Source organism: Dactylosporangium sp. NPDC051484 (assembly GCF_040689395.1).
Taxonomy (GTDB): domain Bacteria; phylum Actinomycetota; class Actinomycetes; order Mycobacteriales; family Micromonosporaceae; genus Dactylosporangium.
The window spans coordinates 47,018-70,002 of the sequence record NZ_JBFAZX010000034.1; the positions used below are offsets into that span (position 1 = coordinate 47,018).

General features: G+C 73.4%; 3 protein-coding genes. All 3 read left to right on the forward strand.

Annotated elements, in window-relative coordinates; genetic code table 11:
- Positions 1–40: 40 nt before the first annotated feature.
- From AB0367_RS33465 to AB0367_RS33475, 3 genes are read left to right on the forward strand one after another with little or no spacing between them, the layout of a single operon-like run.
- The gene (locus AB0367_RS33465; protein WP_366230494.1) at positions 41–18,166 is read left to right on the forward strand and encodes an amino acid adenylation domain-containing protein; all 18,126 of its coding nucleotides are present in this window, start codon (positions 41–43) and stop codon (positions 18,164–18,166) included.
- Positions 18,163–21,501, forward strand: coding sequence for an ACP S-malonyltransferase (gene fabD, locus AB0367_RS33470; protein ID WP_366230495.1), 3,339 nt, complete (start codon positions 18,163–18,165; stop codon positions 21,499–21,501). The genes AB0367_RS33465 and fabD overlap by 4 nt, the downstream gene beginning before the upstream one ends.
- Positions 21,498–22,985, forward strand: coding sequence for a tryptophan 7-halogenase (locus AB0367_RS33475; protein WP_366230496.1), 1,488 nt, complete (start codon positions 21,498–21,500; stop codon positions 22,983–22,985). The genes fabD and AB0367_RS33475 overlap by 4 nt, the downstream gene beginning before the upstream one ends.

Here is a 22,985-nt window from a genome sequence, read left to right on the forward strand (position 1 = left end):
ACCCGAACCACGTCACCACCAGAAACCGGGAGACCTCCACATGGACGACCAGCGCGCGCTGCTGCTGAACCTGCTGCGGCGGGTCACCGCGACCGCGCAGGCCCCCGAGGGCATCGCCGTCATCGGGCTCGCCGGCCGTTACCCCTTGGCCGATTCCCCGGATCAGTTCTGGCGGAACCTGCTGGCGGGGCGCGACTGCATCCGGGAGGTCCCCGCGCAGCGGTGGGACGCCGACGCGCACTACGACCCGGCCGGCCGGGGCCGCAGTTACAGCAAGTGGGCCGGCTTCCTCGACGGCGTCGACCTGTTCGACCCGCTGTTCTTCCAGATCGCTCCGGAGCAGGCCGAGGCGATGGATCCGCAGGAGCGGCTGTTCCTGCAGACGGCGTGGGCGACGTTCGAGGATGCCGGATACCCGCCAGCCGCGCTCGCCCGCACGAGCCGGGTCGGCGTGTTCGCCGGGGTCATGAACAACGACTACGAGTGGATGGCCGGCCGGGCCGACGCGCTGGGTGTGCAGACGCAGGCCCGCAGCAGCCACTGGTCGGTGGCGAACCGGGTGTCGTTCACGCTCGACCTGCGCGGGCCGAGCGTCGCCGTGGACACCGCCTGCTCGGCGTCGCTGACCGCCGTGCACCTGGCCTGCCAGAGTCTGCGGGCCGGGGAGTGTGACGTGGCCCTGGCCGGCGGCGTCAACCTCATCCTCGACCCGTCGCATCTGCGCGGCCTCTCCGAGCGGGGCATGATCTCGCGGGGGAGTGTCTGCCGCAGCTTCGGGGCGGGTGCGGACGGCTTCGTTGATGGTGAGGGCGTCGGCGCCGTGCTGCTCAAACCGTTGCGCCGCGCGGTGGCCGACGGCGACCGCATCGACGCGGTGATCCTGGGTTCGGCGATCAACTCCGGCGGGCGTACCAGCGGATACACCGTGCCCAGTGCCACCGCCCAGACCGAGGTGATCACCGCCGCGTTGCGGCAGGCCCGGGTCGACCCGGCGACGCTGAGCTACCTGGAGACCCACGGGACGGGCACCGCGCTGGGTGACCCGCTGGAGATCCGGGCCCTGACCGAGGCGTTGGGTGGGCCGGTCGGGCCGGACAGGGGCGCTCGCCGGTGCGCGATCGGTTCGGCGAAGTCCGCGATCGGTCACCTGGAGTCCGCCGCCGGCATCGCCGGGCTGACCAAGGTGCTGATGCAGCTGCGCCACGACATGATCGCGCCGTCCCTGCACGCGGACGAGCCCAACCCGCACATCGACTTCGACCAGGCCCCGGTCGAGCTGGTCCGCGAGGCGCGGCCCTGGCCGAAGCCGGCCGACGGGTCGCGCCGGGCGGGCATCAGCTCGTTCGGTGGTGGCGGCGCGAACGCGCACATCGTCATCGAGGAGTACCGCCCCGCCGCCGATGGATCGCCGGCCGAGTCCGCGTCCGGGCCGGAACTTGTCGTGCTGTCGGCCCGGACCGCGACGCAGCTGGTGGAGGTCGCCCGCAGGCTGGCCGACCACCTGACCGGGCGTGACGCCGCCCCGCAGCCGGTGGCGGACCCGGCGGCGGCCGAGCGGTTGGCGCTGTGCCGGGCCGAGGCCGCAGCCGTGCTCGGCGTCGACCCGCACGATGTGGATGTCGACGTTGACCTCGCCAGCTGCGGATTCGACCTGGCTGATCTGGTCACCCTGGCTGACCGGCTGCGCCCCTCGGCCGGGCCGGCCGCGGCCGAGGCGGTCCTGGCTGGCTGCCCCCTGACCGAGGTCGCCGCACACGTCGGCCCGGACCAGGCGGTGCCAACGCCCGCCGGGACTGTTCTGGCTGACGTCGCGCACACCCTGCAGACTGGCCGCACGGCGATGGCGCACCGGCTGGCGTTCGTGGCTGAGGACGTCGCCGACGCCGCCCGGCGCCTGACCCGGTGGGCCGACGGCGACCAGGACCCGGACATCCACACCGGACACCTGGAACACTCGGTCGGCGAGCCCTCGGCGGCGCAGCAGGAGCGACGCCGCCGCGTCCACGCCGAGGCGGACCTGGCCGCCGCCGGTGCGCTGTGGGTCGAGGGCGTCGACCTCGACTGGTCCCAGCTGCGGGCCGGCCGGCCCGCCCGCCGGATCCCGTTGCCGACCTACCCGTTCGGCGGCCAGCGCTACTGGATCGCCGAGCCACCATCCGCACCGGCGCTCGCGACGTCGCCCGGCTCCACGGCCCAGTCCGGGTCCGCCGCCGCAGCCTCGTCCGGTTCCGCAGCGCCGTCGTCCCGCGCAGCGTCGTACGGTTCCGGGGCGCCGTTCGTGGCGGGTGGCGGCGCTGACCTGCGCTACTACCGGCCGGTGTGGCAGCCGGCTGAGGCGATCTTGACAACCCGGCCGGTGGCCGACCCACAGCAGGTGCTGATCCTCGCCCCGGACGGGGCCCGGGACCTCGCCGACGCGATCGCGGCGCACCACCCGCACGACCGGGTGCGCATCGTCCCCGTCGACGGCCCGCTCGACCCGACCGTGGACCGCGTCTATCACCTCGGCGGCGTCCGGCTGCGCGCCGACGAGCGGGCGCGGCGGGATCCGTTCGCCTGCGGCCTGTCCAGCCTGCTGCGGCTGATCCGGCAACGGGCCGAAGAATCGACCGGCGGCACGCTACAGGTACGGGTCGTCACCGCCGATGTGGTGGATCTCGACAGCGGCGGCAGTGGTGACCCGTTCGCCGCCGCTCTACACGGGATCATGCAGGTGGCGCCGAAGGAGGTACCGGGGCTGCAGGGTGTCTGCGTGGACGTCGCATCCGCCGAGCTGCCGGACCCGGCCGGTGTGCGGCGGGTGGCCGCCGCGATCGTGGCCGAAAGCTGCGACACCACGGGCCGCGCCGTCGTGCTGCGTCGTAAGCACCGCTATCTGCGCCAGTTGGCCGAGGTCGAGTTGGCGCCTCCCGAACCGGTGTTCCGTGACCGGGGCAGCTACCTCATCGTCGGCGGTACCGGGGGCATCGGGCAGGCCCTCAGCCTCCGGTTGGCCCGCCGGCACCAGGCCCGGCTCGTCTGGCTCAGCCGGGGGCCGCTGTCCCCGGACGCCCGCGACACCGTCGCGCAGATCGTGGCCGCCGGCGGTGAGGTGGTCCACGTGCAGGGCGACATCGCCAGCGGGGACACCGCCGACCGGGTGGTGCGGGTGGCGCTCGACCGGTTCGGTGACCTGCACGGGGTCGTGCACGCCGCGATGGCCTTCGACGACCGGATGCTGGCCCAGACCGACGACGACGCCGTGCGCGCCCTGGTCGCGGTGAAGACCGAGGGTGTGAACCGCCTAGTGGAGGCGGTGGCTGGGCGGTCGTTGGACTTCCTGACGCTGTTCTCCTCCGTCGGTTCGTTCGGCGGCACCGCCGGCAACGGCGCCTACATCGCCGGGTGCGCGGTCGAGGACGCCCTCGGTCGGCACCTGCGCCAGGACGGCCGTCTCCCGGTGAGCGTCGTCAACTGGGGGTACTGGGGTCCGGTCGGCTCCGGGGCCCGCCCCGGCCTGGAGGGTGTGTTCGCAGCCCTCGGTATCGAGCCGATCGGGCTTGAGGAGGGCCTGGACGCGATCGACCGGGTCCTCGGCAACGCCGTGCCGCAGGTACTGGTCCTGCGGGCCCACCCGTCGGCGGAGGCGACGCTCGGGGTGACCCCCGCCGGGCGGGGCAGTGTCACGGCGGCGCGGCCGGCCCGGCTGGGCACCGCCGACCCGGGCCGCAGCAGCCACCGGGCCACCCCGGCGGCCGGTGACGTGCTCACCGCGCACGAGCAGCTGGGACAGCTGACTGTCCCGCTGCTGCTGGACGCCTACCGGCGCCTCGGCGCCTTCCACCGCGCCGGGGAGCGCTACCAGTTGGAGGACCTGCGGCGTTCGCTGGGCATCTCCGACCGGTTCGTCCGGCTGCACGCCGCGTTGGCGGGGATCCTGGCCGACGCCGGCCTGCTGACCCGCGACGGTGCGGCCATCGCCACCCTGCCGGGTGTCGAGGCGATCGGCGCGGCCGACGTCGCCGCCGCGGAGGCCGGCTGTGACGAGCTGATCCGTCAGTTCCCGGAGGTGGAACCGACGGTGACCCTGACCCGGCTGTTCCTGCGTTCCTACCCCGAGATCCTGCGTGGCGAGGTCAACGCCACCGAGATCATGTTCCCGGGCTCGTCCATGCGGCTGGTGCAGAACTTCTACCGGGGCAACGCCCTCACCGACTCGTTCAACCAGGTCCTGCGCGACGCGCTCGCCGGACTCGTGGACGCCTGGGCCGCTGTCGAGGACAGCGCGGACCGTCCCTTCCAGGTGGTGGAACTCGGCGCCGGCACCGGTGCCACCACCGAGGTGCTGCTGCCGGTACTGGCGCCGCACGCGGCCCGGGTCCGCTACCACGTCACCGACGTCTCCTCCCGGTTCCTGGAGCACGGCGCCGAGCGGTTCGCCGCCACGTACCCCTTCGCCCGCTTCAAGGTGCTCGATCTGGAACGGGAGCCGGCGCAGCAGGGCTTCGTGGTCGGCAGCGCCGACGTGGTCGTGGCCACGAACGTGGTGCACGCGACGCGTGACCTGCGCGAGACGCTGCGCCGGGCGAAGACCCTGCTGCGGCCCGGTGGGTGGCTGCTGCTCAACGAGCTGATTGCGGTTCGCGAGATCGTCACGCTGTGCGGCGGGGTCCTCGAAGGATGGTGGCGTTTCGACGACCCGTCCCTGCGCATCGTCGACTCTCCGCTGGTGGAACGCGACACCTGGCGTCAGCTGCTGTGGGAGGCCGGCTTCGAGCAGGTCCGTGCCGTGCGCGGGCACTGGGACGGCCGTGACCTCGGCCAGAGCGTCGTGGTCGGACGCAGCGACGGCGTCCTGGTGGCGCAGGGCACCCCGCGACCCGTGGCGCAGTCCGTGCCCGCACCAGCCGAACCCGTGGCGGTCCTGCCTGCGGCAATCCGGCCGCCTGAGCCCGAGCGCGTGGACCTTGTCGCCGAGATCCGCGACGTCGTGGCCGCCACGTTGCGCCTCGACGAGACGTTGGACGCCGACCGCCCGCTGGCGGACTACGGCTTCGACTCGCTCAACGGCATCAAGGTGGCCGCCGCGATCGAGGAGCGGCTCGGTGTGCCGGTGCGGCTGAGCACGTTGTTCGAGAACCCCACGGTCCACCTGCTCGCCGAGCACTTCGCCGACGCGGTCACCCCGGCGCCAGCCGACCCGGCCCCGGTCGCGCACGCTGTGAGCACCCCGGCCGTACCCGCTACCCGCCCGGCCACGGTCCTGCCGATCCCGCTGGACCTGATGGTGGAGCCGACCCGCCGGCATCCCCTGGCGCAGGGGCAGCGGGCCCTGTGGATCCTGGAGCAGCTCGCCCCCGGCAACTACGCCTACAACCTGCCGCTCGCGCTGTGGTTGGCGGCCGGAACCGACGTGCCGGTCCTGCGTGCCGCGCTGCGGGTGGTCGTCGCGGCGCACGCGGCGCTGCGCAGCCGGATCGTCGAGACCGACGACGGGCCGGTGGTGGAGGTTGTCGGGAGCTGCGACGTGCCGCTGCGTCACACCCTGCTCGACGGTGGTGAGGACGTGCTGCGTGAGCGGATGCGCGCCGAGGTCCGCCGGCCGTTCGATCTGGCCGCCGCCCCGCTGCTGCGGGCCGACGTGTTCACCCTCGACGACGGCCGGTCGGCGCTGCTGGTGACGTTCCACCACATCGTCTTCGACGGCCTGTCCATCCCGCTGTTCCTGCGTGACGTCGAGCGGGCCTATGCGGACGTGGTGGCCGGGCGCCGCCCGCACGTGCCGGCGCCGCCGAAGCGCTACCAGGACTTCGTGGACTGGCAGCAGGAGTTGCTGACCGGGCCGCAGGCCGAGCGTTTGCGCGGCTTCTGGCTGGACCGGCTGGCCGACGTGCCGGCGCCCACCCAGTTGCCGCTGGACCGGCCCCGCCCGAGCGTGCCGAGCTTCCACGGCGACAGTCACGAGGACCGCATCGACGCTGATGTCGCCGACGCGGTGCGGGCACTGGCGGCGGCCGAGAACACCTCGCGGTTCACGGTGTACCTGGCCGCGTACGTCGCCGTGGTGTCCCGCTACAGCCAGCAGCCGCACGTCGTGGTCGGTGTTCCCGCCGCTGGTCGGCCGCCGACCGGGTTCAACGACGTCATCGGGTACTTCATGAACATGATCCCGTTGGCGCACCAGGTGCGGGCGCAGGACGGGTTCCGGGCCCTGGTGCGGCAGTTGCACCGCACGGTCGTTGACGGGGTCGAGCACAGCGCGTACCCGTACCTGAGCCTGGTTCAGGAGCGTGCCCGGCGAGAGCCGGGTCAGGCGGGTGAGGTGTTCCGGCTCGCCTTCTACTTCCAGAACTGGGTGAGCACCGACAGCGCGGGCCGGCAGCTGCTGGACGCGGTGGCGGGAGTGCACCAGGAAGGCGAGTTCGACCTCACCCTCGAAGTCGTCGAGGAGGCCTCCGGGGCCCGCTGCTGCGTCAAGTACGCGCCGGAGCTGTTCGACCCGGACACCATCGAGCGGTTCATGGGGCACTACCGCACGCTGCTGCGCGCCGCCCTGGCCGAGCCGGAGCGCCCGGTCGGCGGCCTCGATCTGCTCACCGGGGCCGAGCTGCGCCGGGCGTTGGCGGGCAACCCGCAGGACTATCCCCGTGAGCACACCACCTGGGATCTGGTGCGCGCCCGCAGCACGGACACCCCGGACGCGGTGGCCGTCGTGGACGCGCACGGCAGCCTCACCTACGCCGAACTCGCTGCCCGCGTGGCTACCGCCTCGGCCGGGCTGCTGGCCCGGGGGATCGGCACCGGTGACACCGTCGGTGTGCTCCTGCCACGTACCGCCGACCTGCCGGTGGCGCTGCTGGCGATCCTGCGCTGCGGCGCCGCGTACGTGCCGCTGGACCCGATGTACCCGCCGGAGCGGCTCACCTACATGGCCCGCGACGCCGGGCTGAACCTGCTGCTGGTCGGCGCCGACGAGCACGCCGACGCGGACGCGGTCGCGGCGCTGCGGGCGGCTGGTGTCCCGGTCGCCCGCTGGGGCACCGACGACCTGACCGCCGCCGGTACGCCGCAGGAGCCCACAGTCGGCCCTGACGACCTCGCCTACGTCATCTACACGTCCGGTTCCACCGGCCGGCCCAAGGGTGTGGAGATCCCGCACCGGGCCCTGACGAACCTGTTGACGTCGATGGCCCGCGAACCCGGATGCGGCCCGGGTGAGCGTCTGCTGGCCCTCACCACGATCTGCTTCGACATCGCCGGTCTGGAGCTGTTCCTGCCGCTGATCAGCGGCGGCACGGTCGAGATCGTGCCGGACGAGATCGCCCGCGACGGCGTCCGGCTGTGCCGGGAACTGACCCCGGGTCGGGCGACGATCGTGCAGGCGACCCCGGCGACCTGGCGGATGCTGCTGGCGGCCGGCTGGGAGGGTGATCCCCAACTGCGCATCCTGTGTGGTGGGGAGGCCCTCGACCCGGACACCGCGGCCGCGCTGCTGGCCCGGGCCGGTGAGGTGTGGAACGTGTACGGGCCGACCGAGACGACGATCTGGTCCAGTGCCCGCCGGCTCGAACCTGGGCAGCGCGTCACCATCGGTACCGCGATCGCCAACACCCGTCTGCTGGTGCTGGACGAGTCCCGCCAGCTGGTGCCGCCCGGGGTACCAGGGGAGCTGTACATCGGTGGTGACGGGTTGGCGCGCGGCTACCGTGGCCTGCCTGAGCTGACCGCGCAACGGTTCGTGCCGGACCCCTTCGGCCCCGGACTGCTCTACCGCACGGGTGACCTGGTGCGGGCACGGCCCGAGGGTGACCTGGAGTACCTCACCCGCCTCGACGCGCAGGTCAAGGTGCGCGGTTTCCGCATCGAGCTGGAGGAGATCGAGGAGGCGCTGCGCCGCCAGCCGGGAGTACGCGCGGCAGTCGTGGTCGCCCAGCCACGTGGTGTGGACGGTCACCTGCTGCTGGGCTGCGTCACGCTCGACCCGGGCGCCTCAGCACCGGCCGCCGAGGATCTGCGCAGCTGGTTGCCCGAGTACATGGTTCCGCACGCGATCGTCGCGGTCCGCGCGTTCCCGCTGACCCTCAACGGCAAGGTCGACCGCAAGGCCCTCACCGGTCTCACCGTTGCGGAGGTCCGTACCACCTGGGGCGTGGACGCCGCCGCGCCCGCCCCGGCGACGCACCGCGACCAGCACGCGGACCCGCTGGTGGCGGGGCTGGCCGCGCAGGTCGCCAACCTGACCGGCCTTGACCCGGCCCGCATCGGTGTGCGGACCCCGCTGGGGGAGTTGGGGCTCAGCTCCGTCGGTTTCACCGCCCTCGGCGCCGACCTGTCCCGCCGCCTGGGTGTCGAGGTGCGCCCGACGGTCTTCTACCAGCACGGCACCGTGACCACACTGGCCCGCTACCTCACCCAGCAGCACCGCACGGCTGTGGAGGCGGCCTACGGCGTCGCCCGGCTGCCCGAACCGGCCGTGGGCGCGCACGCGCAGCCCGGGTTGACGGCGCTCCCGGCACCGACGGGTGCGGACCGGGACGTCGCGGTGATCGGCGCCGCCGCCCGCCTGCCCGGCTCGGCCGACCTGGACACCTTCTGGGCGCACCTGCTGGCCGGTGACGACCTGGTGACGGAGATCCCCACGGACCGGTGGGACTGGCGGTCGTTCGACGGGCGGGAGGGTCGCCCGGCGTCGCGGTCGCGCTGGGGTGGTTTCGCCCCGGACGTGGACCGCTTCGACGCCGCGTTCTTCGGCATCTCGCCCCGTGAGGCCGAGCTCATGGACCCGCAGCAGCGCTTGGTGCTGGAGGCGGTGTGGAGCGCCGTCGAACACGCCGGTTACCGCCCGTCCGACCTCGCCGGCCGGCGTGTCGGGGTGTTCCTGGCGGTGACCAACACCGACTACCCGGAGGTCCAGCGGGCCGCCGGGCGGACCCCCGAGCCGCACACCCTCACCGGGGCGGCCCTGTCGATCGTGCCCAACCGGGTCTCCTACCTGCTGGATCTGCGCGGGCCCAGCGTGGCCGTGGACACCGCCTGCTCCGGGTCGCTCACCGCTGTGCACGAGGCCGTCGCAGCCCTGCACCTGGGTGACTGCGACCTCGCCATCGCCGGTGGGGTCAGCCTGATCCTCAGCCCGTCGGTGTACCTGGCACTCAGCCAGAGCGAGATGCTCAGCCCCGAGGGGCGTTGCAAGGCCTTCGACAGCGCCGCCGACGGTTACGTGCGTGGTGAGGGCGTCGGCGTGGTGGTGCTCAAGCCGAACGCGGCGGCCCAGGCCGACGGGGACGCCGTCCTCGGTGTCATCAAGGGCACCGCGATCAACCACAGTGGCCGCACCACGTCGCTCACCGCACCCAACCCGGACGCCCAGGCCGCCGTGGTGCTGGCCGCCCACCACGCGGCCGGCACCGACCCGGCGACCGTCGGCTACATCGAGACCCACGGCACCGGTACGGCGCTCGGCGACCCGATCGAGGTGACCGGTCTGCGTTCGGCGTTCGAGACGTTGTTCGCGCAGTCGGGTCGGCCGGCGCCGGCCGGGGCGATCGGCATCGGGTCGGTCAAGACGAACATCGGCCACCTGGAGGCGGCCGCCGGTGTCGCCGGGCTGCTCAAGGCGCTGCTGGCGTTGCGGCATCACACGATCCCAGCGACCCTGCACTTCCACGAGGCCAACCCATACCTGCCGCTGGACGATGGCCCGTTGCGGGTGGTTGAGCGGGCCACGGACTGGCCGGCGCCGCTGGGCCCGGACGGTGCGGCCCGCCCCCGGCGGGCCGGGGTGAGCTCCTTCGGCTTCGGCGGCGCCAATGCCCACGTGGTCGTGGAGGAGGCCCCGCCCGCGACCCCCGCACCGGCCACCACCGACAGGAACAGGCTGTACGTGCTGTCGGCCCGCACCCCCGAGGCCCTGCGGGCCACCGCCGAGCGGTTGGCCAGCCACCTGCCCGCGCACCCAGAGCTGGACCCCGGCGACGTGGCGTTCACCCTGTACGTGGGTCGGGAGGCGTGGGAACACCGCCTCGCCGTGCTCGCCGACGGCCTCGCCACCTGCGCCGACGCCCTGCGACGGCACCTGGCCACCCCGGGTGGTGCGGCCGCCTCCGGGGTCGTCGTCGCCGGTGGCGGCACCGAGCACCGGGACATAGCCGAGCGGTGGGTTCGCGGCGAGGACGTGGACCTCAGCGCGGCTGTCGGGTCCGGCCGCCGGGTGCACCTGCCGGCGTACCCGTTCGCCCGCACCCGCCACTGGGTGCGTTCCGTCTCCGGCGGGCGGCCCGCAGCCCAGGTCACCAACACAATGGCGCTGCTGGACTCCAACGTGTCCACCCTGGACGGTGTCGCCTTCGACAAGGAGTTGACCGGACAGGAGCCGTTCCTGCGTGACCACGTGGTCGCCGGCAGCCCGGTCCTGCCCGGAGCCGTGCAGATCGCCATGGCTCGGCGCGCCGGCCTGCTGGCCGACCCGCAGCGGCCGGTGCTCTGCGTCGAGGACATCGTGTGGGGTGCCCCCGTGCGCCTGGCCGGTGCGGGCACCGCGACTCGGATCCGCGTCGCGGTGCGGCGCGACGCCGCCGGTCAGCTCACCTTCGAACTGCGTGATGTGCTGACCGGGGTGCCGCACGCGACCGGCACCCTGTCGTCCACCCCGCCGCCGCAGCTTCCGCGCGTGGACCTCGACGCGGTGACCGCCCGCTGCCCGGACCGGGTTGACGAGGCCGCCTGCTACGCACAGTTCGAGGCCGTCGGCTTCGACTACGGACCCACCTTCCGGCTCGTGCGGGAGATCGCGCAGGGTGACAGCGAGGCCATCGCCCGGCTGACCCGCCCCGGTGGTGTCGAGCAGGACGGCGACGCCGACGCCGACGTGCTCATGGCCGCGGCCGTGGACACCGCGCTGCAGGTAGCCGGCCGGTTGGTGTCCGGTGGGCGGACCGACCAGCCCGCGCACCTGCCCTTCAGCGTTGACCGGGTGTGGCTGACCGGGCCGCTTCCGCAGTCCTGGTCCGCCCACGCGGTGCGCCGCCCCGGCGGCGCCGGGTCACTGGTCTGCGACATCAGCCTCGCCGGACCCGACGGCGCGGTGTTCGGCCGGGTCGAGGGCTTCGCCCTGCGGCCGCAGACCGCCCCGCCTCGGGACGGCCGCGTCCTGGCCTTCGCGCCACTGTGGACGCCCGCACCCAGCACACCGGGTGACGGCGCCCTTTCCGAGCCGCAGGGCGGCACCACGGTCCTCGTCGGGTTCCCGGCCGGCTCAGCCCTGGCCGACCGGCTCGCCGCAGGCACCACCACCCTGACCTGCGCCGGACTCGACGGCACGGAAGCGGCCCGGGGGGCTCTCACCGCCACCCTCGCCGAGGCGGCGGGCGGGCCGGCACCGCACCGGGTGGTGCAGTGGGGCGCCGGCACCGCCGACGGTTCCGGCCCCGGGCTGCGCACCGCCATCACCATCGCCGCGCAGTGGCACGCGCGCACCCAGCCACTGCGCTGGCTCTACCTGGCACCGGGTAACGCCGCCGACCCTGCCGACGCCGCCATGACCGGCTTCGCCCGTTCGCTCGCCGCCGAGAACCCCCGGCTGCGGCTCAGCGTGCTCGCCGTACCCGACGCCGCTGCCGACGCCGTGGCCGATGCGGTCGCCCGGGAGCTGAACGGCCGTGGTGTCGCCGAGGTGCGCATCGACCAGGCCGGGCAGCGCTACCAGCCGGCCTGGCGCCGCACCGGCCTGCCGGTCGAACCGACGCCGCTGGCCCGACCCGGCGTCCACCTCGTGGTCGGCGGCACCGGCGCCCTCGGGCTCGGCGTCGCCGCGCGCATCGCCCGCCACCCCGGGGCCACTGTCGTGCTGCTCAGCCGCACCGACCCGGGCCCCGACGCCGCTGCCCGCATCGGTGAACTGACCGCCGGCGGCGCGCACGTCGACCACGTGCGGGCCGACGTCGCCGACCGGGCCTCGCTTCGGGCCGCCCTCACCGACGTGCGGCACCGGTTCGGGCCGATCACCGGTGTGGTGCACGCCGCCGGGGTACTGCGCCCGGGGCTGCTCGCCGGTCGGTCCGCCGCCGACATCGACGCCGTACTTGAGGCGAAGGTGACCGGGCTGCGGCTGCTGGATGAGCAGACCGTTGGCGATGACCTGGCGTACCTGGTGGTGTTCTCCTCGATCGCCTCCGTGCTGCCCGGGCTCGGTCAGGTCGACTACGCCTACGCCGCCGCCTACCTGGACCACTTCGCGGTGGGCCGGGAACAGCAGCGCATCGCCGGGCTGCGGCGCGGACGCACCCTCTGCGTCGACTGGCCGTTGTGGGCCGACGGCGGCATGCAGGCCGACCCGGCGGTCCGCGAATGGGCGGCCACCGAACTGGGTCTGCATCCGCTGCCCAGCGGGCCTGCCTTCGACGCCCTCGACGCCGCGCTCGCCACGGACGCCGCCCGGTTGGTGCTGGCCGTCGGCGACAGCGAGCGCATCCTGCGCGCCCTCAACGGCGCCGCCCCCGCCGAGCAGATCCCTGCCCCGGACCGGGTCGCCCCACCACCGGATGGCGCCGACGACACGGACACCGACCGGGTCGCGGAGTACCTCATCGGGGTTGTCGCGGCCGAGCTGGGACTGCCGGCGGCCGAACTGCCGCCCACCGAACCCCTGGAGCGGTACGGCCTGGACTCCCTGATGATCGTGGCGTTGACCCGGAGCCTGGAGTCCCGCCTGGGTTCCCTGCCCAAGACCCTGTTCTTCGAGCACCAGACCGTCGAGGACCTGGCCAGGGTGCTGGTCGCCCGGCACGGCGGCACCCGGCTCGTCGCACCCGCCACCACGCAGACCACCGCCGCGATCAGCGCCGAGCTGCCGGGGCGGGATGCCGTTGTCACCACCACCCCGGCGGCAACGCCGCCGCAGCCCGATGACGACGACGACATCGTCATCATCGGCATCGCCGGCCGGTATCCGCAGGCCGACGACCTGCGGGAGTTCTGGCGCAACCTGCGCGCCGGCCGCGACTGCATCGAGGAGATCCCCGCCGAACGGTGGCGCGCGGACGCGTTCTTCGACCCGCAGAAGGGCCGCCTGGGTCGCAGCTACAGCCGGTGGGGAGGTTTCCTGCGCGACGCCGACCGCTTCGACCCCCTCTTCTTCCGCATGTCGCAGGTGGAGGCTGAACACGTCGACCCGCAGGAGCGGGTGTTCCTGCAGACCGTGTGGCAGCTGCTGGAGAACGCCGGCTACCCACGGGAGCAGCTGCGCGGCAGCCGCACCGGTGTCTTCGTCGGCATGATGTACGGCCACTACCAGCTCTACGGGGTGCAGGCGGCGCTGCGCGGCGAGGGCATCGCCACCTCGTCGTCCTACGCCTCCGTCGCCAACCGGGTGTCGTACTTCTTCGACTTCCACGGCCCCAGCGTCGGCCTGGACACGATGTGCTCCTCGTCGCTGGTCACCATCCACCAGGCGTGCCTGGCCATCCGCAACGGCGACTGCGACACGGCGGTGGCCGGCGGGGTGAACATCTCCAGCCACCCGGTCAAGTACCTGCAACTGGCCCAGCGTGGGTTCCTGTCCACCGACGGGCGCTGCCGCAGCTTCGGCCCTGGCGGCGACGGCTACGTGCCCGCCGAGGGCACCGGCGCGGTCCTGCTCAAGCGCCGCAGCGCGGCCGAGGCCGACGGTGACCGCATCCTCGCCGTGGTGAAGTCCTCCACGGTCAACCACGGCGGCTCCGGTAACGGGTACTCGGTGCCGAACCCGAAGGCGCAGGGCGAACTGATCGCGCAGGCCCTGCGGCGGGCCGGTGTGGACCCGGCCGACCTGGACTACCTGGAGGCGCACGGCACCGGCACCTCGCTGGGCGACGCGGTCGAGATGGCCGGGTTGGCGCAGGCCATCGGCGGACGCCGGCCCGCGGACCGGCCGTTGCCGATCGGCTCGGTGAAGTCCAACATCGGCCACGCCGAGTCGGCGGCCGGCGCCGCGGCCGTGGCCAAGGTCCTGCTGCAGTTCCAGCACCGCGAGCTGGTGCCCTCGCTGCACTCCACCGAACTCAACCCGGCGCTCGACGTGGCCGCGGCCGGGGTGAGTGTGCAGCGGGAACTCGCGCCGTGGCCGACTCCGGTGGGCCCGGACGGGAAGCCCCGGCCCCGCACCGCCGGGATCAGCTCCTTCGGCGCCGGCGGCACCAACGCGCACCTGGTGGTGCAGGAGTACGTCGCCGCGCCCCGGCCACCCGCCCGCCGTCACCCCGGCGCCGGCACGCTCGCCGTCCTGTCGGCCCCGTCCGCGCAGCAACTGCGCGGCTACGCCCGCCGGCTGGCCGAGCACCTCGACGGTGAGGGCGCCGACGTCGACCTCGACGCCCTCTGTTTCACCCTGCAGGTGGGCCGGGAGGCGATGGCACACCGGCTGGCCGTCGAGGCCGACGACACCGCCGCCGTGGCGCGGGCCCTGCACCACTTCGCCGCCGGCACCCCGCAGGAACGCACCTGGACTGGTCACTGCGACCCTCGCCGGCCCGGCCCCGCCCTGGATCCCGACACAGAAACGACCACCGGTACGGCTGGCCTCGCCGACGCCTGGACCAAGGGCGCCCGGGTCGACTGGCGGGCCCGGTACGTCGTCGCGCCCGTGCGGGTGGACCTGCCCGGCCTGCTGCTCGGCGGCGAGAGGGTCTGGCTAGCCACCGCGGACGCCGAACTCGCCGCGGTCGGCGCCGGCCCCTCGTTCGCGCGCCGGACGCTGCTGGTGAAGGACTGGGCACCGGCCCCGACCGAGCTGGGTGACCTGCCGCGCCGCATCGCGGTGCTGGCCACCCCGGCCACCCGGACGACCGCCGAGGTGCTGGCCGCGCGGCTGCCCGGCGCGGAACTGGTGGACGTCGGTTCACCGGCCGATCGTGGTACCGGTCCGGCCTTCGACGCGGTCGTGGACCTCGCCGGCTGCGCTGGCGGTGCCCGCGAACCGCTGGACGGGTGGCTGCCGTGGTTGCAGGCGACCGTGGCGGACCGGTCCCGCCCGCTCACCCTCCTGCTGGTCACCCGTGGCCTGGAGGCCCCCGACGGGGTCACCTCCAGCCTCGCCGGTGCGGAGCGGGTCGGCCTGTACCGGATGCTCGGCGCCGAGTACCGGCACGTCCGCTCGCGGCACCTCGACGTCGCGGCGACCGCCACTGACCCGGCCGTGGCCGACGCCGTCCGGGTTGAGCTCGGCGACCGGGGTGACGCCGTGGAGGTTCGCGTGCGGGGTGCGGCGCGGGACCGTGCCGTCCTGCGCCCGACGTCCGATGAAACCGGGCCGTCCCTGTTCGCAGACTTCCCGGCCGACCACGTCCTGTGGGTCACCGGTGGCACCCGTGGCATCGGTCTGCTGACCGCCCGCCACTTGGTCGAAACGCACGGGGTCCGGCGGGTTGTCCTCAGCGGACGCACCCCGCTGCCGCCGCGCACCCAGTGGCCGGCGCGCAGCGCTGACCAGGGCGCCCAGGGCCGCCTCGTTCGCGCCGTCGCGGACCTGGAAAGCCGGGGTGCGCGGGTGGAGGTGCTGGCCGTGCCGCTGGACCAGCCGGAGCGGGTGGCCGAGGCGGTCCGCCACGTGCGGGCCACCCTGGGTCCGATCGGCGCTCTCGTGCACAGCGCCGGAACCACCGACTTCGAGCATCCGGCGTTCATCCACAAGCCGCTCGACCCTATCCGGGCCGTGCTCGCGCCGAAGGTCGACGGCATCGACGCCCTCGTCGAGAACCTGCGGGAGGAGCCGCTGCGCTTCGCCCTGCTGTTCTCGTCGGTCGCCGCCGTGTCCCCGGCGTTGGCGTCCGGGCAGAGCGACTACGCCATGGCCAACGCCTACCTCGACTACCTGGCCCAGGCCCGGCCGTTCGGCCTGCCGATCGTGAGCATCCAGTGGCCCAGCTGGAAGGACACCGGGATGGGCGAGGCCACGACCGCGACCTACCGTGGCACCGGCCTGGCGACGTTGCGCGACCGCGACGGACTGGATCTGCTTGACCGGGCGGTGGCGGCCGGTCACCGGGTGGTGCTGCCCGCCGTGGTCACCGACCCGACCTGGACCGCCGACCGCATCACCCAGCCGACCCCGACCCCAGCAGCGGCAGCGTCCCCGGCTCCGGTAGCGGGTCCGGTGGCCACGGCCGCCGCGCAGTCCGCCGCCGCTGATCCCGGTCCGGTTCGGTCGGACCCGGTCGTCAAGCCCGTCGAGGGCGTCGATACGGCCGGGGCGGTCGCCGCCCTGACCTCGGCGATGCTCGGTGATCTGGCCGCCGAGCTGGGCTTCAGCCGCGAGCAGCTCGACGGCGCCACACCGGTGTCCGACTACGGGACCGACTCGATCCTCGTCGCACAGGTGATCCAGGGCGTCGGCCGCCGCCTCGGGGTCGAGCTCGACCCGTCGGCGCTGTTCGAGAACCCCACCGTGGACGGCTTCGCGGCCTGGATCGCGCAGCGCCACCCCACCGAACTGGTCCGCGCGTACGGGACGGACGACGCCGTCGGGGCGGACCCACTGGCGGCCCCGGACGGGTTGGTGGCGTCCAACGCATCAGCGGCGCCGGTGGTGTCCGACGCGTCGTCGGCGACGATCGAATCGGACGCCTCTTCCCCGACCGTCGAATCGGACGCCTCGGCGGCGATGGGATCGGCACCGTCGGACGTGCGGTCCTCGCCGATCGGGGAGAACCAGGCCCCGACGATCAGGGATCGCGGCGGCGACGGGCCACGCCCCGACGACCTCGCGATCGTCGGCATGGCCTGCCGGTTCCCGGGCGCACCCGACCTGGACGCCTACTGGCGGCTGCTGGTCGAGGGCCGTTCGGCCATCACCGCCGTACCCGAGGATCGTTGGGGCCGGTCAACGCCCTTCCACGCGGGACTGATCGACGACTGGCGCAGCTACGACCCGGAGGCGTTCCTGCTCTCCGCCCGGGACGCGGCGGCCATGGACCCGCAGGCACTGATGCTGCTGGAACTGGTCCTCACCGCCGCGCACCACGCCGGCCACCCGCCGCAGGAGCTCAAGGGCCGGCGGATCGCCGTGTACGTCGGGGGTCGCAGCCAGCACCAGCCCAGCGCGGAGGACCTCGCCGGCGTGCCGAATCCGGTGATGGTGACGGGGCAGAACTACCTCGCGGCGAACGTGTCGCAGTTCTTCGACCTGCACGGGCCGTGCCTGGTGGTGGACACCGCCTGTTCGTCGTCGCTGGTCGCCCTGGAGATGGCGGGTCAGGCCATCCGCTCCGGGGACGCGGAGGCCGCGTTCGTGGCTGGGGTGAGCCTGCTGGCCGACGACCGGGCGCACCGGGTGTTCGACCAGCGTGGGCTGCTCAGCGCCGAGCCGCGCTTCCACGCCTTCGACGCCCGGGGCGGCGGGTTGGTGCTGGGGGAGGGCGGCGGTGTCGTCCTGGTGAAGTCCTACGCGCGGGCGGTGGCCGACGGCGACCGGGTGTACGCGGTCGTGCGGGGTCTGGCGGTCAACAACGACGGCCGCACGGCCGGCCCGGCCACCCCGAACCTGCACCTGCAGCAGGAGGTCATGCGCCGGGCGCTGCAGCGCAGTGGCCTGGCCCCGCACCAGGTGGCGCATGTGGAGGCCAACGCCTCCGGCAGCATCATCACGGACCTGCTTGAACTCAAGGCGGTCCAGGCCGTCTACCGGCAGGAGGCGGCGGGGTCGCCGTGCACGATCGGGTCGGTCAAGCCGAACATCGGCCATCCGCTGACCGCCGAGGGGATCGCGGGGCTGATCAAGCTGGTGCTGATGCTGCACCACCGCACCCGGGTGCCGTTCCTGTCCGGTCAGCAGCCGATGCCGCACCTGGACACGGCCGCCGCGGGCCTGCGCATCGACCGCAGCGCCGTGCCGTGGGATGCCGCGCCGCTGGTCGCGGCGCTGAACTGCTTCGCTGACGGGGGCACCAACGTGCACGTGGTCCTCACCCCACCACCGGACACCGCGCCGGCGGGACGTGACCCGCTGCCGCTGCCCGAACTGCACCGCCGCGACCTGCGCCCGGCCGCGCCCGCCGCAGCACCCCCGGGGCCGGTTGTCCGGTTCTTCCCCGGGCAGACCCCACGGACCGACACCGCGTCGGCGCAGACCCCACCGGCCGGCCCGGTGCCGGTGGACTCCCCACCGGTCGAGGCCGCCGCGAACGGCACGACCACCTTCTGGGGGCGGTACCGATGAGGGCTGCGACGGTCTTCATGTTCTCCGGGCAGGGCTCCCAGTACCACCACATGGGGCGGGAGCTGTTCGACACCGAACCGGTCTTCCGGGCCGCCCTGGAACGCCTCGACGACATCGTGTTGCAGGAATCGGGCCGCTCCGTGCTGGCGACGATGTACGACCCGGCCCGGTCGCGCAGCGAGATCTTCGACGACACCGGGCTGACCCACCCGGCGATCGTCATGGTGGAACTGGCCCTCGCCGAGACGCTCATCGCCCACGACGTGCGGCCCGACCTGCTGCTCGGGTCGAGCCTGGGGGAGTACACGGCCGCGACCCTGGCCGGGGTGATCGACGAGCGGTCCTGCCTGCGCCTGCTCGTGGGCCAGGCCCGTGCCGTGACCGAGGGCCACCCCGGCGGCATGATCGCGGTCCTGGCCGGGGAGGAGCTGTTCCACCGCACCCCGCAGCTGCACCAGCACACCGAGTTGGCCGGGCGCAACTACGCCGAGCACTTCGTGGTCGCGGGGCCACCGGAGGGCCTGGCCGTCGCCGAGGCGTGGATGCGGGACACCGACGTGCTGCACCAGCGCATCCCGGTACGCCACCCGTTCCACTCCCGGTGGATCGACAGCGCCCGCGCCGCCTACGAGCCGCTGCTGGACGGGTTGGTGCTGGCGCCACCCAGCCTGCCGGTGATCTCGTGCGCGACCGGCGGCCGGCTGGACCGGTTCACCCGCGAACACCTGTGGCGGCTGGCCCGCGACCCGATCGAGTTCGCGACCACCATCGCCGCGCTTGAGGCGTCCGGCGGCCCCTACCTGTACCTGGACCTCGGTCCGTCGGGGACGCTGCACAACTTCGTGCGCGCCAACCTGTCGCCGCAGTCGGAGTCGGTGTCGCACGCCCTGCTCAGCCCGTACCACCAGGACCCTCGGGTCATCTCGACGATCAGGTCGGTGCACCGCGACCGGCCCCGGCGCAGGCAGGACGGAGTCGGCATGACCGGACCCCACCGCACCCCCGTCGTGTTCGGGTTCCCCGGGCAGGGGGCGCAGGTCAAAGGCATGGGGCGGGACCTGTTCGACCGCTTCCCCGACGAGGTCGCGGCGGCCGACGCCGTACTCGGGTACTCGGTGCAGGAGTTGTGCCTGCGAAACCCCGACGGGCGGCTGCGCGAGACCCGGTACACCCAGCCGGCCCTGTACGTCGTGGAGGCGCTGAGCCACCTGGCGCGGCTGGCCGACGAGCCGGACCGCCCGGACTACCTGGTCGGGCACAGCCTGGGGGAGTACACCGCGCTGTTCGCGGCCGGGGTGTTCGACTTCGAGACCGGCCTGCGGCTGGTACGTCGCCGGGGTGAGCTGATGAGCAGCGCCGACCCGGGCGCGATGGCCGCGGTGATCGGCTGCGATCAGGCGGCCGTCGAGGAGATCCTGTCCGACCCGGCCCTGTCCGGGGTGGACCTGGCCAACCAGAACGCACCCGACCAGTTCGCGCTGGCCGGACCGGCCGAGCAGCTGGCGCTGCTGAGCGAGGCGGCCGGGGCCCGGGGCGGGCGGGTGGTGATGCTCAACGTCAGCGCCTCGTTCCACTCCCGCTACATGGCCGCCGCCGCGCAGGAGTTCGCCCGCTTCCTCGACGGGTTCCGCTTCGCCGACCCGAGCATCCCGGTCATCGCCAACACCACCGCCCGGCCGTACCCGCCGGGCGGGGTGCGGGACCTGCTGGCCCGGCAGCTGGCCAGCCCGGTGCGCTGGTCGGACACCGTGCGGTACCTGATGCGTGAGGCACCCGGCTTCACCTTCCAGGAGCTGGGTCCGGGCCGCACCCTCACCAAACTGGTCGACCGGATCCGCTCCACCGCCGATCCCCTCCCGCCCGCTCCACCATCGGCCCCGGCGGCGAACGCCTACCCGCCGCCGTCCGCGACCCGCCCGGTGGAGTCGCCCCCACCATCGTCCGCGACCGTGACGGTGCGGGTGGCGGGCGGCGATGTCGGCGGTGAGCAGTCGCCCCCGCCAGCACCGTCCCCCGTGGTGGTGTCGCAGCCCTGGATACCCGGGGCCGCGACGTTCCGGGGGCGCTACGGGCTGCGCCACGCCTACGTCACCGGCTCGATGTACGGGGGGATCTCCGGTGGTGAGTTCGTCTGCGCGGTCGCCAAGGCCGGCGCCCTCGGCGTCGTGGGAACGGGTGGGGCCAGCGTCGCCGCGGCGGCGGACCTGGTGACCCGGGCCCGTGAGTCCGGGGCGCAGACACCGCTCGCGGCCAACCTGCTCTACCGCCACGGCCGCCCCGACGAGGAACTGGCCCTGGTGGACGAGTTTCTGCGCCTGGGCGTCGACGTGGTGGAGGCCTCCGGTTTCCCGCACATCACCCCGGCCCTGGTGAAGTTCAAACTCAAGGGCGGGCGGGTGCTGGCCAAGGTGTCCCGCACCGACGTGGCCGCCGCGTTCCTCACCCCACCGCCGGCCGGGATCGTCGCCGACCTGCGCGCCACCGGTGCCGTGTCACCAGCCGAAGCCGGGCTCGCCGACCGGCCGGTCGCCGACGACCTGTGCGTCGAGGCGGACGCCGGGTGGATCGCCGGGCCGGGCAGCCTGTCCACGCTGCTACCGGCCATCGTGGCCCTGCGCGACGAGCTCGCCAGCCATCCCGAGCGGGTGCACGTCGGGGCCGCCGGTGGGATCGGCACACCCCGGGCCGCGGCCGCCGCGCTGCTGCTCGGGGCCGAGTTCCTGCTGACCGGCTCGATCAACCAGGCGACCGTGGAGGCCGCCACCAGCGACCACGTCAAGGACCTCCTCACCACCCTGGACGTGCAGGACGTCGAGGCCGCCCCGTGGCCGGACATGTTCGAACTCGGGGTACGCGCCTGGGTGGCCCGCCGTGGCGTCATGCTGCCCGCTCGGGCGAACGTCCTCTACGGGCTGTGGCGCCACCACGGCTCCTGGGACGCCATCGACGCGGACACCCGCCGCCAGATCGAGACCCGCTACCTGCGCCGCCCCTACCCGGAAGCGGTACGGCGGTGGGGCGCCCCACCGGGCGGCCCCGACGACCCCCGCCAGGAACTGGCCCGGGTGGTGCGGGGGTACCTCAACGAGGGACTGCACCTGGCCCGCGACGGCGACCCCGCCCGGCAGGTCGACTACCTCGTGTACTGCGGACCGGCGATGGGTGCCTTCAACCGCTGGGTACGCGGCACCGGCCTGGCGCACTGGCGGGCCCGGGGCGTCCAGGACGTCACCGAACACCTCCTGGAATCAACATTGGCCGTCCTGCGGGAGTGGACCGCCCGACTCACACCGATGCACAAGCAAGCCGAACAAGGAATGGGAGAGCGTGCATGAGCACCACCGAACAGTTCGACGTCGTGGTCGTCGGCGGAGGACCTGCCGGCTCCACCCTGGCCGCACTCGTGGCCAAGCAGGGCCACTCGGTACTCGTACTGGAAAAGGAGTTCTTCCCCCGGTACCAGATCGGCGAATCACTCCTGCCCTCCACCATCCACGGTGTCTGCCGGCTCAGCGGTGCCGCGGACGAACTGGCCAAGGCGGGTTTCCCGTTGAAGAAGGGCGGCACCTTCCGGTGGGGCGCCAACCCGCAGCCGTGGACGTTCTCCTTCTCGGTCTCGCCCACGATGGCCGGCCCCACGTCCACGGCCTACCAGGTTGAGCGGTCCAAGTTCGACAAGATCCTGCTGGACAACGCACGCCGGGTCGGCGCGCAGGTCCGCGAAGGCTGCTCGGTCGGTGACGTCATCGAGGACGGCGACCGGGTGACCGGCATCCGTTACACCGACAGCGACGGCACCGAACGTGAGGCGCTGGCCCAGTTCGTCGTCGACGCCTCCGGCAACAAGAGCCGCCTCTACCAGCGCGTCGGCGGCACCCGCGTGTACTCCGAGTTCTTCCGCAGCCTCGCCCTGTTCGGCTACTTCGAAGGCGGCAAGCGGCTGCCCGAACCCACCCGCTACAACATCCTGTGCGTCGCGTTCGACAGCGGCTGGTTCTGGTACATCCCGCTCAGCGACGAACTGACCAGCGTCGGCGCGGTCGTGCGCCGGGAGATGGCCGAGAAGATCCAGGGCGACCCGGAGAAGGCCCTGCAGGCACTCATCGCCGAATGCCCGATGATCTCCGACTTCCTCTCACCCGCCCAGCGGGTGACCACCGGGCAGTACGGCCAGATCCGGGTACGCAAGGACTACTCCTACCACCACACCACCTTCTGGCGCCCCGGCATGATGCTCGTCGGCGACGCCGCGTGCTTCGTCGACCCGGTGTTCTCCTCTGGCGTGCACCTGGCCACCTACGGCGCCCTGCTCGCCGCCCGGTCGATCAACAGCAGCCTGGCCGGGATCGTCGAGGAGAAGGCGGCCATGCAGGAGTTCGAGGCGCGCTACCGCCGCGAGTTCAGCGTCTTCTACGAGTTCCTGGTCAGCTTCTACCAGATGCACCAGGACGAGAACTCCTACTTCTGGCAGGCCAAGAAGGTCACCCAGAACACCCACTCCGAGCTGGTGTCCTTCGTGGACCTCGTCGGTGGGATGTCGTCCGGGGAGAACGCGCTGACCGACGCGGACGCCCTGGCCAAGCGCCTGCAGACCCAGTCCGACCAGTTCGCCAGCGCCGCGGGCGGCATGTCCGGGGGCAACGGCGAATGGTCCGCCATGCTCAACGCCCCCGTGGTGCAGGAGAGCATGAAGGAAGGCGCGAAGGTGCAGCTCGCCGCGATGCTGGGCGAGGACGCCGAACCCGAGCCGCCGATGTTCGACGGCGGCCTGATCCCCTCGCCCGACGGCCTGCTCTGGCTGCCCAGCACGACCCAGTAA

Coding starts and splice junctions, on each gene's coding strand:
- AB0367_RS33465 (WP_366230494.1), top strand. CDS start 41: ATGGACGACCAGCGCGCGCTGCTGCTGAACCTGCTGCGGCGGGTCACC.
- fabD (WP_366230495.1), top strand. CDS start 18,163: ATGAGGGCTGCGACGGTCTTCATGTTCTCCGGGCAGGGCTCCCAGTAC.
- AB0367_RS33475 (WP_366230496.1), top strand. CDS start 21,498: ATGAGCACCACCGAACAGTTCGACGTCGTGGTCGTCGGCGGAGGACCT.